Origin of the sequence: Streptomyces sp. CA-243310 (assembly GCF_050936775.1) — a bacterium.
GTDB lineage: Bacteria > Actinomycetota > Actinomycetes > Streptomycetales > Streptomycetaceae > Streptomyces.
Map to the genome: position 1 here is coordinate 3,111,338 of NZ_JBNJMF010000001.1, position 15,087 is coordinate 3,126,424.

The following is a 15,087-nucleotide window of genomic DNA, read 5'->3' on the forward strand; positions in this document are numbered from 1 at the left end:
TCTGATGGAAGGGCACCACGGCAAGGCACCACCGCAAGGCACCACGGCAACGGCGCCACGACCACCGCACTCGACCGAAGGAGTCACCATGGAGAAGTCCCCCCTCGCCTCGCTCGCCGACGAGATCCTGGAGCTGGAGTCCGAGACCTTCGAGATCTCCGACTACTCGGACGCCAGCGAGGTCGTGCTCGCCGGCTCCACGAGCTGCAGTTCCACGTCGACCTGTTCCTCGACGACCAGCACCACCTCCTGCAGCGCCTGACCCGAGCGCGGGAACGCCCCGGCCCCCGCACGCGCGGGGGCCGGGGCGTCGTTCGTCGCCGGGGCGCCAGGGGGGCGCAGGGAATCCGGGGCGTCAGGGGAACGGGTGCGGCACCATCCGGACGTCGGCGTCCGTCAGGTCCGTCCCGCGCAGTCCCGCCCGCCGGGCAGCCGTCCTCAACCGGGTCATGTACGGGGCCCGCTGTCGCGACCAGCCGAAATCGATCGGCAACAGCCCCGGCACGATCGCGCACACCGTGGCCAGTCCCGCCCGCAGTTGTTCCGGCGTCGTCTGGTCGACCACGATCACCTCGTGCCCGGTGCGCGCCAACTCCGCCACCACCCAACGGAGATCATCGCGAAGGTCCTGCGACACGGGTCGCCCGTCCCGCCCCGCGGACGGGTCGAGATCCGCCAGGGGACGAACGGCCGGCGGGTCCAGATAGGTCCCCACGTGCGGGGCCATCTCGGGCAGTCCGTACAACTGCGCGTGGTCCTTCAGGTGCCGCACCCGATCGAAGTCCGCGGCCATGGAACGCAGTTCGCCCAGCCGCTCCGCCACCTGCCCGGGCAGATGCGGGATGTAGGTGAGCACCTCCGACAAGGCGGCCTCCACCGCCGCCGCCGGTTCCAGCGCCGCGCCCGCGCCGAAGGAGAACAGGCCGGGCCCGCCGTCGCGACGCACCGCCAGGGCGGTCACCACCGGGACCGCCATGTCGATCCGGTTGTCGAAGGCGTGCACGTCGTAGCCCTGGAGAGCCGCCCGATCCACCATCATGCGGACCGCGGCGCCCGGTACCGTCGCCAGGTCGATCTCCGGCAGCCGCAGGCCCCCGTACCAGGCCAGCAGGAAGGCATCGCGCTCGATCAGCTCCAGCAACGCACCCAGCAGCGCCTCCTCCACACAACTGCCGATGGCACAGCCGTTGGAGCACTCGAAGACGAAGTTGTCGGCCTCCACCCCCGCGCTGTAGTGCACCAGCCGGGCCGGCACCAGCACGGGCCGGTCCGCACCGAGCGCGTGCCCGTACACCCAGGGGATGGGGCGCCGCGGATCGAACGGGGAGACCAGCGGGTCGTCCCGGTAGGTGGCGGGCGCGTAGAAACCGCACCGCGCCGGATCCAGGGCCCGATCGCCCAGTTCCGCGTAGGAGGCGATCAGCAGGGAGCTCCCCGTCCTGCGGTGGGTCCCCGCGTACCGCTCCAGCCCTTCCAGGAACGCGAGGTCGCGGCTCCCCTCGAAACTGTTGGCCTGGCCGCTCCAGGTGACGTCCGTCAGACCGGCGTAACCGCGCATGAACACGCTGCCGGCGACCGGCGCGGTGGTGGGCGAGGTGACGTTGATCCAGGTGCCCCCGCCCAGCACCCCCGTGACCGGATTGGCCAGCGCCTCCCGCGGCAGCGGGTACGAGGAGGCAGCGCGCAGCCGTTGCGCACCCGGGTGGGGTGTGGGCCGCGACCGCGCGACGAACGGCCGGGGCGAGTCGGTCCCGCGCGGCCCGCAGTCCGGACACAGCGGGTCGGCGGCCAGCGGATGCTGGGTGACCGCCAGCGTCTCCAGGTCCAACCGGGACACCCGGGGCAGCGCCCGGTCGGCCGCCGACGGTCCGGCCGCGGCGACCTCGCCGCCGAACACCGCGCGGTGCAGGGCGTGGACGGCGTCCCGCGCGAACGCCGTCAGCCAGGGTCGCTCCCGGGCCGCCGGGACCGGCGGTGCGACGCCGGTCTCCAACGCGTCCCGCTCGCTGCGGCTGCGCAACCGCTGCCGCCGCATCGCCAGGCACTGCCCGCAGGCGGGGGCCGTACCGTCGCCGCCCCAGGGGCCCACCAGGACGTCCCGCGCGGTCAGGTGCACCGTGGCGGCCGGCCGGACCCCGGCGAAGGGGTCGGCGGCGCGCGGTCCGAGGGCATCGTGGACGCCGAGGGTGACCACCGTCGCACCGAGCCCGGCGAGGGCCCCGGCCAGTTCCCGGCGGGCCCGCTCCAGCGGAGCCCCGTCGGGGGCCGAGGGCGCCGGCGACGGCGGCGCCCCTGGTCCCGGGCCCGTCGACCCCCGGCCCTTCGACCGGCCCTTCGACTGCGGGGGCGTCGCGTCCGCGAGGGTCCCGGTCATGCCTGGTTGCTCCACCGGAAGGTCTTCAGGCCGATGGCCCCGAACAGGAGGGCGAAGCCGGCCAGCGCCGCACACCCGACACCGATCGTGGCGAGCGAGCCCGACCCCGTCAGCGAACCGGTCGCGGCGTCGTTGAGGTACCGCAAGGGCAACACCCGGGAGACCGACCTGAGCCAGGACGGCATCATGTCCAGCGGCAGGAACGAGCCGGACAGGAAGGCCATCGGCACCATCATGCAGTTGGCGATGGCCGCGACCGCCTCGGGCGTGTTCGCGTAGGTGCCCACGATCACCCCGATCGCCATGAAGGCGGTGATGCCCAGCACCAGCGCGGGCAGCACCAACGGCCAGCGCCCGTCCAGCTCCAGCCCGAAGCCGGGCAGCATCGCCACCGCCACGAACACCGCGGCCTGCACCACGCCGACGACCAGCGCCAGTACGTACCGCGAGCCGAGCACCGTGGTCAGCGGGGTCGGCGTCAGCCGGATCAGCCGCAGCAGGTCGTCGCGCCGCCACTGCATGAGGGTGAAGGCGATGCCGAACACCGCGGCGTTGGCGACGCCCCAGGACATCACGCCGGGCGCGATGTACGAGATGTAGGGGCGTCCGCTCTCCTCGACGTCCTGCCCGCTGAAGATCAGCCCGAAGACGACCAGGAAGAGCAGGGGGAAGGCGAAGGTGAAGAAGAGGGTGGCCTTGTCCCGGACCTGCGCCCGGTAGCCGGCTGCGGTCAGGGCCGTGTACGCGCTCATGCCTGGGACTCCGTCGGGTGGTGGTGTGCTGCGCCGGTCAGTTCGAGGTAGACGTCCTCCAGGGTGGCCGTCCGGGTCATCACCCCGTCGAGCCCGGTGAGCCCGTCGAGGGCCTGGAGGACCTTGCCGGGCACGGCGGTCTCCAGGACCAGCGAGCCGCCCTGGAGGTCGGCCCGGTCCACCCCGGGCAGCGCCGAGGCCTCCTCGACGCCGATCCTGCCGACGGGCAACAGCAGTCGGGCCGGCGCCCCGGCCGCCGTGACGAGCCGGTGCGGCGAGTCCAGGGCGGCCACCTTGCCGCCGACCAGGATCGCCACCCGGTCGCACAGGGCCTCCGCCTCGTCCAGGTGGTGGGTGGTGTAGACGATGGTGCGGCCCTCGCTCTTGAGGGTGCGCAGCACCTCCCACAGGTCACGGCGGGCCTGCGGGTCGAGAGCGGCGGTCGGTTCGTCCAGGAAGATCAACTCGGGGTCGTGGACCAGGGCCGAGGCGATGGCCAGGCGCTGGCGCTGACCCCCGGAGAGGTTCTCGACCAACACCCCGCCCTGTTCGGTCAGCGCGACCGTCTCCAACGTGCGGGCGGCGGCGGCCCGGTCGCGGCGGTAGAGACCCGCCACGGTGGAGAGGTGTTCGAGGGCGGTCTGTCGTACGAAGAAGGCCGACGCCTGGGTCTGTACGCCGATGCGGGGCAGCAGCGCGGTGTTGCGCGGCCAGGGGCTGTGACCGAGGACCCGGACGGTGCCCGAGTCGGCCTGGCGCAGTCCTTCCATGATCTCGATGAGGGTGGTCTTGCCCGCGCCGTTGGGGCCGAGCAGGCCGAAGAACTCGCCGCGGCGCACGTCGAGGGATATCCCGTCGACCGCATGCCGGTCGCCGTAGCGCTTGCGGACGTCCTCGATGGTGACGGCGGACTCGTCGGCCGGCCGGTTGCTGTCAGTTGTCATGGGATGTGCGGTTCCCTCGGTGTCGGGATCGGAATCGGTGCGGATCGTGCGAGGAGCGAATTCGGGACGGACGGGTATCGGGGACGGTTGCGGACAAGGGGTCGGGGTCGGGTCGGGGTCAGGTCGTGGTGGCCACGGCGTACCAACAGACGGCCGCCGCGGCGCAGAGGAGCAGCAGCACGAGAACGGCCGAACCGATGCCGTACGCGAGGTAGATCCGGCGCGCCCGCACGGGGTACGCGGCCGCGGCGGTCCGGTCGCGCAACCGCAGCCGCAGGTACGCCGAGGAGGCCGGAGCCAACCGGGTCACCCGCAGGCCGTGACCGAGCATGGTGTAGCCGTCGAGCGGCGGCAGCGGAAGGAGGTTGACCAGGGCCTGGACACTGCCGAGCAGCAACAGCGCCCCGAGCACCCGGCCGGTGGGGTCGCCGACCGGCCGGGCGGCCCACCAGCCGAGGAAGGGCAGCAGGAACAGCAGGTTGGCGAAGGCCCCCGCCCCGGCGACGGCCAGTTGGTGGCGACGACGGCGCAGGTAGCGGTAGTTGTCGACGGTGCAGTACATGAGGGCGGCGGGCAGCCGCCACCGCAGCCCGATCTCGCCGACGCTCCCGCCGACGTGACGGGCGGCCACCCCGTGCGCGAACTCGTGCAGGGCGGTGCTGAGCCACATGAGCGTGGCCACGGCCAGCAGCGGTACGGGACGCGAGAGCAACCACCACAGGTCGCCCACGAGCCGGCCCGCCGACACGGCGAGCACCCCTTCCATGGCGAGACAGCACAGCAACAGCGCGACCAGCACCGCCGGACGCGACACGGGCCGCAGGAAGCGGTGCAGTCGGGCGGTCGTGGCGTCCGCGTCGGAGACCAGCCGCAGCGTGCCCCGCAGCAGGGTCCCGGTGCGTTGCGGCCCCGGGCCGGCCGCCGGCTCGGGCGGCGGTCCGCCGGCGAGCAGCCGCCGCGTACCGAGGAGGCCCAGCAACTGCTGCCAGTTCCGTTCGCCGAGCCTGCGCCCGAAGGTCCGGGCGTAGGCCTCACCGATCTCCGCGAGGCTGCGCCGCCCGTCGAGCCGCGAGACGAGGAAGAACTCCTTGGGCCCGATCTCGAACGAGGCACCGGACACGGGGTCCTTGACCAGGTGGACGGTCGCCGGGCCGTTGAGCAACGGCGGCGACAGCAGGACCCCGGGTCGCAGCGCGGGCCGGTGCGCCAACATCCCGGAGGGCGCGGGGGAGGAGGCGGTCACGGCCGGGCCGCCTCGGCGGCCCCGCTGTCCACGCCCTCCCGCAGCACCCGACCCAGCAGATGGGCGAGGTAGGCCTCGTCCCGGATCGTCACGTGCAGCCGATTGTTGGTCATGTGCATGTACGGGGAGAGCAGCAGCGGCAGCGCCACCGCCGGATCCGTCACCCGCTCGTCCCGGGTCCCGTCCCAGGAACGGAACACCAGCTCCCCGGAGGCCGCCAGCGCCTCCGCCCGCTCGCGCAGCTCCCGGCAGTGCTCGGCCCACCCGGCCAGGAACGCGGGCAGCCGTCCCGTCTCCCCGGACCCGAGCGCCTCGCGGACGGCGGCGAACCTGCGGGCGATCCCCGGAGCGCTTTGCCCGTACGTACGGTCGTATTCGGCCGATCCGATGAAGCCGGTCCCCGGGAAGGCACGGTGCCAGAACTCGTAGTAGCGGTCCAGGTAGCCGCCGAGTTCCTCCCGATCGGGCAGGAAGACCCCGGCCATCACCATCATCAGCTGCGCCGACGTGCCCAACAGCACGGTCCGCAGGTGCAGGTTCATCGTGCCCAGCGCGTCCATGACGAGATCGCTGGAGTGCGCGAAGTGCCATTCGGCCAGCTCGACCCCGGCCGGGCCGCCGTACTTCCCGAACTCGGGCTCGTACGGCTCGTACGCGTAGGAGTTGTTGGGCCGCAGGTTCATCCGGCCGTCCGGCCCCATGAAGCCGGCGCGGTCGCCCTCGGGGAACTCGATGTCGAAGAGCGTGTTGTAGAACTCGTTGAGGAAGCCCGAGTCCACCTCGTACAGCGCCGGCCGGGACTTGAGGAAGGCGGCGACGGCCTCCTCGGTGCGGCGCCGCACCTCCGGGGCGGCCTGCGGGGTCACGGGCCGCAGGCGCAACCGCACGTGCGGGCCCTCCAGCCAGTAGTTGATGAAGAAGTGGCCGGCGAGCAGCCCGTCCTCGGTCAGCGAGGCGATCAACGGACGCACGCACCGCACCAGCAACGGCTGCGGGTTGGCGGCATAGAAGACGTGCACCGCCTGCCACGCACCGCGCGTCTCGCTCAGCTCTGACATCGGGAACCGCCTTCCGGGCGTCGGTCGGGGGAAAGGGGCGACTTCGAGTACTGCGAGGGACCCGGGGGACCCGGGAGGTTCGAGGGGCTCGGGGGGCTCGGGGCGGTGAAGGTCTCCACGGCCAGCTCCGCCACGTGGGCGCCCGCCGAGGTGTACGTGTGCAGCCCGTCGGGGTCGGGCAGCATCTCGCGGAAGACGACCCGGTGCCCCGGCTCCCGCAACAGCGATTCGAAGACGGAGAGGGAGAGCAACGACGCGAAGTCGACGTACTGAGGTTTCGCACCGAGCGCCGACGGCCCCGCCGACACCGTCGCGAACACCCGCTCGGGCAGTCCGTGCGTCCGGCGCCAGCGCTGCCACTCCACGAAGTGCGCGGCCTCCCGGGCCCCCGACACCGGCAGCTCACCCGCCGTCGTGCTCCACGAGCGCCGACCGAGCACCAGGTCCCCGTGGACGACCCGGGGACGCGAGGTCACCCCGTCGCGCGCCGGACCCTCCGGCACGCCCGCCCACACGTCCAACGGCGACATCGACGACGGGGACAGCAGCAGCAGGGTGCGCGGGATCGCGGGAAGGGCCAGCGGGACCAGGTAGCCCAGGTAGACGGGGATCACCTCGCACCCCAACCGGTGTGAACGCAGGGCCACCCGCCCCGTCCCCGGATCGTGCTCGGCGTACAGGTCGCCGAGGTCCAGCCGACGGTCCTCGGGCAGGGTCCCGCTCTCTCCCGGGCAGACGATCTCGTAGTCCGTCAGCGGTCCGTGCAGATTCAGGTTGGTCGTCACCGGCCCGCCGGTCACCTCCGCGAACACCGCGCCCACGGGAGTCACCCGCGAGGCCGTCCCGCGCAGTTCCCCGGCGAGGTCCGGGCGTCCGCCCGGCCCCTCCTCGTACACGTGCGTGAACCGGCTGAAGGGGAACGACAGACCGCCGTACGAGCGGTTGAGCACGGTCATCCGGTCACCCGTGGCGGGGTCCCGGGCGAACTGAAGGTGGTGGCAGCGCGGTGCGAACCCGGTTGCCACACCCTCCAGTTCGACGGCGACGGCCGCCACGTCTCCCTCGGTGAGCCGCAGCCCGGCCCCGCCGGTCTCCTCGTGGGCCGACCAGCGCGCCCGCATCCGCGTCACGAACGCCCTCCGCGCCGCGTCCAGCGCCCGGAGTCCCGACAGACCCAACCAGTTCTCCTCGGGCACGTACTCCCCGTGCGCGTCGAACGGGGTGCGCCGGGCCGTGAACGACAGGTACTGGTCGAAGAAGTCCTCGTGGAAGTCGTGGACCAGACCCAACAGGTCCTCGCAACGACCGCCCGCACCGTAGCGGGCGGTGAAGAACCCCTCGAAGGTGATGCGCTGGGCCAGCGTGAGGTCGAAGGCGGGAAGGATCCGCTCGACGGAGCGCAGCGCGCCCCCGTCCCACGTCCAGTCGGGTGCCGGGCACGACAGGTCACGGCCCGCGCTGACGTCCTCGTACAGCAGGGTCTGCGGCAGCGCCGTGTCCGGTGGGGCCCCCAACTCCCTTGCCACCGCTCCCAGATCGCCGCGCAGCGTCCGCAGCAGGGCGGCCCGTTCCGCCGGTCCGGCGACCGGGTAGCGCTCCAGCGCCCGCGCCGGCCCGTCCAGGAGCGCGGCGAGATCGTCGGCCCACGGTCGCTCCAGGGCGGCCAGCGACCGCCGGAAGGCGGGGAGCGGATCGCCGTCGTGGACCTCGGTGTCCAGGCACGGCACCCGGACCATCCCGAGCTCGATCAGCGCCGACACGTACGCCTCGCACTCGGCGGGCGCCGCGCCGTGCTCCACCGCCAACCAGTCGGCGAGTTCGCGCCGGCGCAGCTCGGGCCGGTCCGCGAACAGGGCGAGCAGCCGGTCCAGGGTGCCGCTGCGCCGCAGGAAGAACAGCCGGTCGCGGACGGCGTCGAAGGTGACCGCCGCGGTGTCGTCCCCGGGCGTGACCGAGCGGCGGACGTACCGGATCCGCTCGTCCTCGCGCCCCCAGCCGGAGGCCGGCCGCAGCGGCAGGTCGAGGCGGCGCACCGGGTCGGCGAGGATCAGCTCGGCGAGCCGGGCGAGCACCACGACGTTCAGCCGTACGCGACTGCTCCACCGGTCCTCGGCGCGGATGCCCTCGGTGCCCGCGCCGGCCCGGAACCGGCCGGTCGCCACCGCGGTGAAGGTGCTGAACGGGCTGGTCTTGCAGGCGGTTCGGTACACGTACGACAGCGCCGACCGCTCGACCTTGCGCATGCGACCCCCCGGCTCGCGGCCGTCCGAGGTCGCCGCCGCGTACGCGTCGAGCTGCGCCTCCAGCACCGGCGAGGCCAACAACAGCCCGTGCCGCACCCGCTCGTCGGCGAGCAGCCGACGCAGCGCGTCACGACCGCGCCGCAGATCGGCGGCGAGCAACGCCTCCCCGTCGCCCCGCAGCTTCTCCAGTGCCGCGCGCCGCTCCAGCCAGCCGGCCAGTCGGTGCCCCATGTCCCCGTCCAGCCCGGCGACCATCCGCACGGCCGCGTCCGGGTCGGCGGGCGCCCGCCCGTTGTGGACCAGGCGCCGCAGCCTGAGCAGTTCCCGGCGCAGGGCCGCGCCCGGCCCGCCCGGCGCGGGGTCGGTCGCGCCGACCGCCCGGTGCAGCAGGTCACCGAGGAGTTCCGCGTCCGCGCGGACCACGTCCTCGGCGCTCAGCACATCGGCGGCCCAGCGCGGGGTGTCCGTGCCGCGCAGCCCGTCGACCGAGGTCAGGGGCAGCCCGGCCACGCGCAGCATGAAGCGGTCGCCCGCGTGCCAATCGGTGGTGGTGTTCATCCTGAACGTCCTGGTTCTCTCGTCGTTGCGCCGAAGGAGTGCGCCGCGGTGCGGCTCAGGCGATCTCATGCCGGAAGTCGGCGGGCCGGGACCGCTCGTGACCGAGCAGCATGATCAGCAGAGCGGCCTCGTCGGTCCCCGTCAGCCCCAACTCCTCGGCGTACGAGATGTTGTCGAAGCCGAGGGCCACCCCCGCCCCCAGGTCGTGCGCGGCGGCGGCGGTGTAGAAGGTCTGGGCGACCGCGCCGACGGTGGCCCCGACGAGCCGGTACCCGCGGTCTCCCACGGCGTCGAGCACCGCGGCGGTCCGCACGGTCGGCACCAGGACGGCGCCCGCCTGCTCCAGGTTGTAGTTGGAGAGGAAGTAGTTGCGCTGGAGGAACGGCCCGGGAGGCCCGGGAACCACCAGCCGCAGGGCGTGACCGTCCGGATCGTAGGCGTACGCGCCCGGCTCGACGCCCTCCACGTGATTGACGAAGACGTACAGCGCCGTGAGCCGCGGCCCGTCCGGCCCTTCCGCGTCGCTGCCCACGGTGGCGGCGGCGCAGTCGGCCAGCACGGCGGCCAACCGATCGGCGGCCACCGCCCGGGACGCGTCGAACCGGCCGAAGCTGCTGCGCCGGGCCCGCAACGCCGCGGTGACCTCCCTGACCGGGGGCGCCGCCGGCGGCAGCGGCACCGGGGCGCCGCCGGCCGGCGGACCCGCGGCGGCGGCGTCGAGCGCCCCGGGCCCGGGCCGGTCCTCGGCGCGCCCGAGGGTGGCGGCGTGGATCCGGCCGGCGGTCTCGAAGGTCAGGACGGTACGCGAACGCTCCGCGTCCCGGTGGCGTACGGCGGGAGCCGGGGCGACCGGAGCGGACGGCGGCAGCGCCGGCGCCGTGCCCTCCCACTCCAGCGGCACGACCGCGAAGATCCCCTCCTCCCGCGGGACCACACCGAGCAGCCGGGCCAGCCGTTCCTCGTCGAACCAGAGGACCGGCGCGATCCGCAGACCGCGCTCCCGGGCCCACAGCCGCCAGGTCTGGAGCACGGTGCCCACGTCCATGCTCACGGCGTGGAAGGAGAAGTTGTTGTACTTGAAGGCGTTCTGCCAGTACTTGACGCTCAGGACGAGGTACTGGCCGGAGTCCGGGAGGCCCGCTCCCAGCGCGCCGCGGACCTCCGCGCCCACCTCACCGCTCAACAGCCGCCGCAGTCCGTGCTGGTGCGGCGCGTAGTGGTACACCCCGGGCACGAGCGGCCCGCCCGAGCCCGCCACCCAGTACACGCCGACCGGGTACAGGCCGCCCCCGGACGCAGTGCCCCGCGACCAGTTGGCGTGCGTGTAGTGCGGGAGCGCCGCCAGGTCGGTGTTGGCCTGCACGCCCAGGCGTCGGCCGGTCAGACCGTACGAGTCCCGCAGCATCCCGGACAGCAGCGGCAAGGTGAACACACCGTCCCCGGCGCCGGGTTCCGGCTCGGGAAGCGGCAGGGTCTCGGCGCCCGGGTAGAACTTCGCGTCGCGCGGGCGGTCCGCCCAGTCGGGTACGAAGTCGACGGGCTCCATCGGCACCCTGCCCCGGTGCATGATGGCGTCGGCATAGTCATGGGCGAAGCCCACACGTCCTCCTGCGGTCGTCGGCGGATACGGTCGAAACTGACGGACGGAACGTCAAGGGAAGGGATGCGGGGCCGGGTTGAAGTCCCCGGGCGTCCCGTCGTGGGATCCGCTCGGCCGCGTGAACCCCCGCAACCGGGACATCCCGAGAGCCCGCTGCCGCGACCAACCGAAGTCGATCGGCAGCAGCCCCGGCACCAGCACGCTCACCGTGTGCAGGCCGAGCGCCCGCTGTTCGGGCAGGGTCTGGTCGACCACCACCACGTCGAAGCCGGCGCCGGTCACGGCCCCGACGCACCGGTCGAGGTCCTCGCGGACGTCCGCCGACACACCACCGCCCGAGGCATCCGACCAGTACAGGTCCGACACCGGGGCCGGCGGCCGGTCCCGCGGCCCGCGCAACAGGAAATCGGCGTGTCGGCCCATCTCCGGCACCCCGTACACCAGCGGATGGTCGTGCAGCGCCGTCACCAGGTCGAAATCGGCGGCCATGGCCCGCAACCGGGCCTCGTCACGCTCGGTCCGGCCGGCCAGGTTCACGGCGTCCGTCGCGATCTCGCACAGCGCCGAATCCAGGGCCGATTCCGGGTCCAGGCCGGCCCCGGCCCCGAAGCACATCCGTCCGAGCCCCCCGTCGAACCGTTCCGCGACGGCGGTCACCACGGGGATCGGGAAGTCGACCCGGGTGTCGAAGAACCGCGCCCGGTACCCGTAGAGGGCGAGCCGGTCGACCATGGCCCGCGTCGATGCCCGCGTGCTGGTCGTCGGGTCGATCTCGGGCAGTCGCCGGCGCCCGTACCACGCGAGCAGGAACGCGTCCCGCTCGACGACCTCCATCAGCCCGAAGTAGCAGGCCTCGGCCAGACTCCCGCCGGAGGCACACCCGTTGGAACTCTCCTGCACGAACCGGTTCTCCAGACCCGGCGCGTGATAGTAGGTGAGGATCTCCGGAACCAGCCGCGGTTCCCGATCGCGCAGCGACCAGCCCCACACCCACGGAATCTCCCGATCGGGATCGAAGGGGCGCACCCGCGGGTTGTCCCGGTGGAAGTCCGAGTCGTACAGGCCCACCTCGCGCGGATCCACGGCACGCCCCGCGAACTCACTCAGCGAACCACGCACGTTCGTCACCCGGGATCGCGCACGCATTCCCGCGTAACGCTCCAATCCCTCCAACACCCCGACCAGCGCGCTCCGTTCGAACGAGTCCGTGTGGCCGCCCCAGAACGTCTCGCGCAAGTAGTCGCCCGACCGCATGGAGAAGCAACCGATCGTCGCCGAGGTGGAGGTGGAGGAGACGTCCTGGACCAGGGAGGGCCCCAGGGCCCCGCACAGCGGGTTCGCGAACGCCCCGACGTCGATGCCGTACTCCTCCACGCGCCGGGTGCGGAACACCCCCGGCCGGTACTTCACCGCCGGCGCCGGCTCCAACGACCTCGGTACGTCCACGACGGGCACGGCGCACACCGGACACTCGGGATCGGGCACCAGCGGATGGCGTCGGACCGTGCCGGTCCGCAGGTCCAGCACCCGCACCTCGGGGAACAGCCCACCTCCCGCGCCCGACCCGACCCCCGCGACCAGCGCCGCGAGGACATCGGCGGCGAAGGCGTGCGCGTACGGCCACTCACCCGCCGGCCGGGTGCCCCCGCCCAACTCCAGCGCGTCCCGCAGCGCCACCGAGCGGACCCCCTGCCAACGCCGCTCCAGACAGTGCGGGCACCCCGCCCCGCCCGCGTGCCGTACGACCGGACCGACGACGGCCTGGTGGCCGTACAGCCAGACGGGCACGGCGCCCGGGGAGGCTTCCGCAGCGGACTCGGAGGCGTCGTCCGTCACGGGCGACGACCCTCCGGGACCGGCGAACGCGTCCTGCACACCGAGCACCGACAACCGCACGGGCGGCCCGCCCAGTGCGTCCAGCGACCGCCGCAGCAGGTCGGCGAACCGCCCGGCCGCCTCCACCCCGAGCCCGTCCACGAGCGCGCTACGCGTCATCGCGGAGCTCCCGCGGCGCGGTCAGCAGCACCCGCACGGTGTGGATGCCCACGCCCGCCACGTCCGCCGACCCGGTCCCCACCACGTACGCGTCCCGTCCGGCGGCCTCCAGGCGCGCCGACACCGCCGTCCAGTCGGTCCCGGCCCCACCCTCGACGGGGGCGGCCTCGCCCGCCACCGCGAGCGCGCGCGGGTCCAGGTCCCGCAGCAGCGGATCACCGGTGTCCGCGACGGAGCCCGTCACCGTCGCGTCGGCCTCGTACTGCGCCGCGCCCAGCAGCTCCCGCAGCGCCTCCACCGCCGCCGTACGACGATCCAGACCGGCGCCGACCGCCCAGCGCCCCCCGGTCCGGGCCAACATCACCTGCGCACCGCTGTGCGCGCCCTCACCCAGGTCCAGGAGTTCCACCGCCAACCCCAACCGGTCCGCGGACCGTACGAGGAACACCAGCTCGGCGCCCGACCCTTCGACCTCCGCCCCGTCCGTGTCGGGCAGCGGTACGACGGCGGCGCCCCCGCCCCGTACGACGCGCAGCAGCGCGGCGTGCCCCAGTGCCGACAGCAGACCCGCGGCAGCGGCGTCGGCCGTGGAGGGACCGGCGCCCGCCCCGGCCCGGGTCCGCTCGAAGAGCCGGTCCGCGTTGTACGGCCCGAACGGTCTGACGGCGCCCGCCGGCACCAGCACGTGCTCCTTCGTGAGCAGGGACACGGCCCGCTCGTAGGCGTGGACCCGGCCCGGCAGCCCGCTCGCGAGGGCGAGCGCCGCCGGGTCGACGACGGGCACCGACCCGTCGTCGGCCAGGGGCCCGCGCGCCGGAACCACGTGCTCGGCGTACACCAGCGCGGCCGCGTCCAACGCGCGCATCCGCGCCCCGGCGACATGGTGGACGTCGAAGGCGGCCACCGACCTCCGGCCGGTGTGACCGATGCCCAGCTCGACCACGCCGAGCTTCAACGGCAGTTGGGTCAGGGCCTCGTCGGCGTACCGGGTGAACACCCCGGCGCGTGGCCGTACCAGCGCGGAGCGCCGGTTCAGTTCCTCCACCAGGGCGTCTGCCTCGCGGGCCGTCTCCACCGTGGGCAGCGACACCGCGCCCGACGCGCCGGCCGCGCCGAGGTCCACCGGCTCCGCCTCACCGGGATCGGACTCCGCGCAGAACGGACAGCGCGGATGGCGCAGCAGAGGCTCGGCGGTGACGTCCAGCGACTCCACGTCCTGGACCAGGAGCCGGCCGGAGGTCTCCGCGGGCAGGGCGCCCGAGGCCGTGCGGAACACCTCGTACCCGAGCAGGTTGCCGATCATCGCGGCCAGCGGCCGTCCCGGCACCGGGCCGACCGGCGCCGGCGCCCCCGGCAGGGCCAGCGCGCTCCACAGCTCCGCCGAGGCGCCGGCGGTGTCCCCGTTCGCGCCGAGCCGCAGGGCCGCGCAGGCCCAGCAACCCGTGGCCCCGTGGGCCATCAACGGGCCGACGACGGCGTCGGAGCCGTACGACCAGGCCGGCAGGAGGGTGCGGCCCTCGGGTATGCCGGCGCGCAGCAGGGGCAGCACCCGGGCCGCCGCAGCCGTCCCGCCCGTCACCACCACGGTGTCGAAGCCGTGCAACGCGGCCCAACCGGGTTCCGCCCCGAGGTCGGCCAGCGGGCGCACCTCCACCGGGGCGCCGTCGGCCGAGGCCTCCGCGGCCTCCCGCTCGATCTCCCCGAGGTCGGGTCCCGGCAGCACGCCGACCAGGGCCGAGCCGTTGCGCACCAGGCTCAGGGCGCACCAGCGGGCGACGGGGTCGTCCCCCAGCACCGCCACCCGCGTGTCGCGGAACCGCAGGAACCGGTTCTCGGCGTCGTCGGCGTAGTGGTCGGCGTAGGCGATCTGCGGGGCGAAGCGCCGTGCCACGTCGGGCGGGAGGACCGGCGTCGCGTCCGTCTCGGGCGCGCCGACGGAGCGGGCGAAGTCCCGTTCGTAGAGGGTCTTGACCAGCTCGCCGAACATGGCCCGGTGGTCGTCGCCGAGCCCCTCGCACAACGCGGCGACGGTGTGCTCCCCGGTGAGGTGCGGGACGACGAGCGTGGCGAACCGGTACGCGGTACGGGCGTTGAGCCGGAACCCGCCGTCGGTGTTGTGGAACAGCACGCCCTCGGGCGTCTGCGTGAAGAGCACGTCCCGGCGGATCCGGGGCCGGGTCGTGGCGACGGCTTCGTAACTGGCTTGGGACATGGGTCACCCCTGATTGCGGTCTGGGCGGTACGGGGAGCGGAACGTACGGGTCGGGAGCTGTGGTGGGGGACGCCGGGCCGTGGTCGGCCGAGGCGGAGGTGGTCGGGT

At 73.8% G+C, this 15,087-nt stretch carries 10 protein-coding genes; 1 reads left to right on the forward strand and 9 read right to left on the reverse strand.

Features of this window, described 5'->3' with window-relative positions:
* Positions 1-88: 88 nt before the first annotated feature.
* Positions 89-262 (forward strand): thiazolylpeptide-type bacteriocin, encoded by a 174-nt coding sequence (locus ACQEVM_RS13910; protein ID WP_007268044.1) that lies wholly within the window; start codon positions 89-91, stop codon positions 260-262.
* A gap of 93 nt (positions 263-355) precedes the next feature.
* Here ACQEVM_RS13910 and ACQEVM_RS13915 read toward each other — a convergent pair whose 3' ends face one another.
* The 9 genes from ACQEVM_RS13915 to ACQEVM_RS13955 all read right to left on the reverse strand — a co-directional run bounded on the left by ACQEVM_RS13915 (position 356) and on the right by ACQEVM_RS13955 (position 14,979).
* Positions 356-2,374, reverse strand: coding sequence for a TOMM precursor leader peptide-binding protein (locus ACQEVM_RS13915; RefSeq protein WP_433078445.1), 2,019 nt, complete (start codon positions 2,372-2,374; stop codon positions 356-358).
* The gene (locus ACQEVM_RS13920) at positions 2,371-3,126 is read right to left on the reverse strand and encodes an ABC transporter permease (protein WP_433078447.1); all 756 of its coding nucleotides are present in this window, start codon (positions 3,124-3,126) and stop codon (positions 2,371-2,373) included. Before ACQEVM_RS13920 ends, ACQEVM_RS13915 begins: the two co-directional genes overlap by 4 nt.
* Positions 3,123-4,070, reverse strand: coding sequence for an ABC transporter ATP-binding protein (locus tag ACQEVM_RS13925; protein ID WP_433078449.1), 948 nt, complete (start codon positions 4,068-4,070; stop codon positions 3,123-3,125). Before ACQEVM_RS13925 ends, ACQEVM_RS13920 begins: the two co-directional genes overlap by 4 nt.
* A 118-nt stretch (positions 4,071-4,188) precedes the next feature.
* On the reverse strand, positions 4,189-5,283 hold the full coding sequence (locus ACQEVM_RS13930) for a peptidase M50 (protein ID WP_433079995.1): 1,095 nt from the start codon (positions 5,281-5,283) through the stop codon (positions 4,189-4,191).
* Between the two features lie 26 nt (positions 5,284-5,309).
* Positions 5,310-6,371 carry a lantibiotic dehydratase C-terminal domain-containing protein gene (locus ACQEVM_RS13935; protein WP_433078451.1) on the reverse strand — a complete coding sequence of 354 codons (1,062 nt, stop codon included), beginning with the start codon at positions 6,369-6,371 and terminating at the stop codon, positions 5,310-5,312.
* The gene (locus ACQEVM_RS13940; protein WP_433078453.1) at positions 6,359-9,172 is read right to left on the reverse strand and encodes a lantibiotic dehydratase; all 2,814 of its coding nucleotides are present in this window, start codon (positions 9,170-9,172) and stop codon (positions 6,359-6,361) included. The genes ACQEVM_RS13935 and ACQEVM_RS13940 overlap by 13 nt, the downstream gene beginning before the upstream one ends.
* A 55-nt stretch (positions 9,173-9,227) precedes the next feature.
* On the reverse strand, positions 9,228-10,772 hold the full coding sequence (locus tag ACQEVM_RS13945; protein WP_433078455.1) for a SagB family peptide dehydrogenase: 1,545 nt from the start codon (positions 10,770-10,772) through the stop codon (positions 9,228-9,230).
* Positions 10,773-10,823: 51 nt separating this feature from the next.
* Positions 10,824-12,767, reverse strand: a complete 1,944-nt coding sequence (locus tag ACQEVM_RS13950; protein WP_433078457.1) for a TOMM precursor leader peptide-binding protein — start codon at positions 12,765-12,767, stop codon at positions 10,824-10,826.
* On the reverse strand, positions 12,757-14,979 hold the full coding sequence (locus tag ACQEVM_RS13955; RefSeq protein ID WP_433078459.1) for a TOMM precursor leader peptide-binding protein: 2,223 nt from the start codon (positions 14,977-14,979) through the stop codon (positions 12,757-12,759). Before ACQEVM_RS13955 ends, ACQEVM_RS13950 begins: the two co-directional genes overlap by 11 nt.
* Between the last annotated feature and the right edge of the window lie 108 nt (positions 14,980-15,087).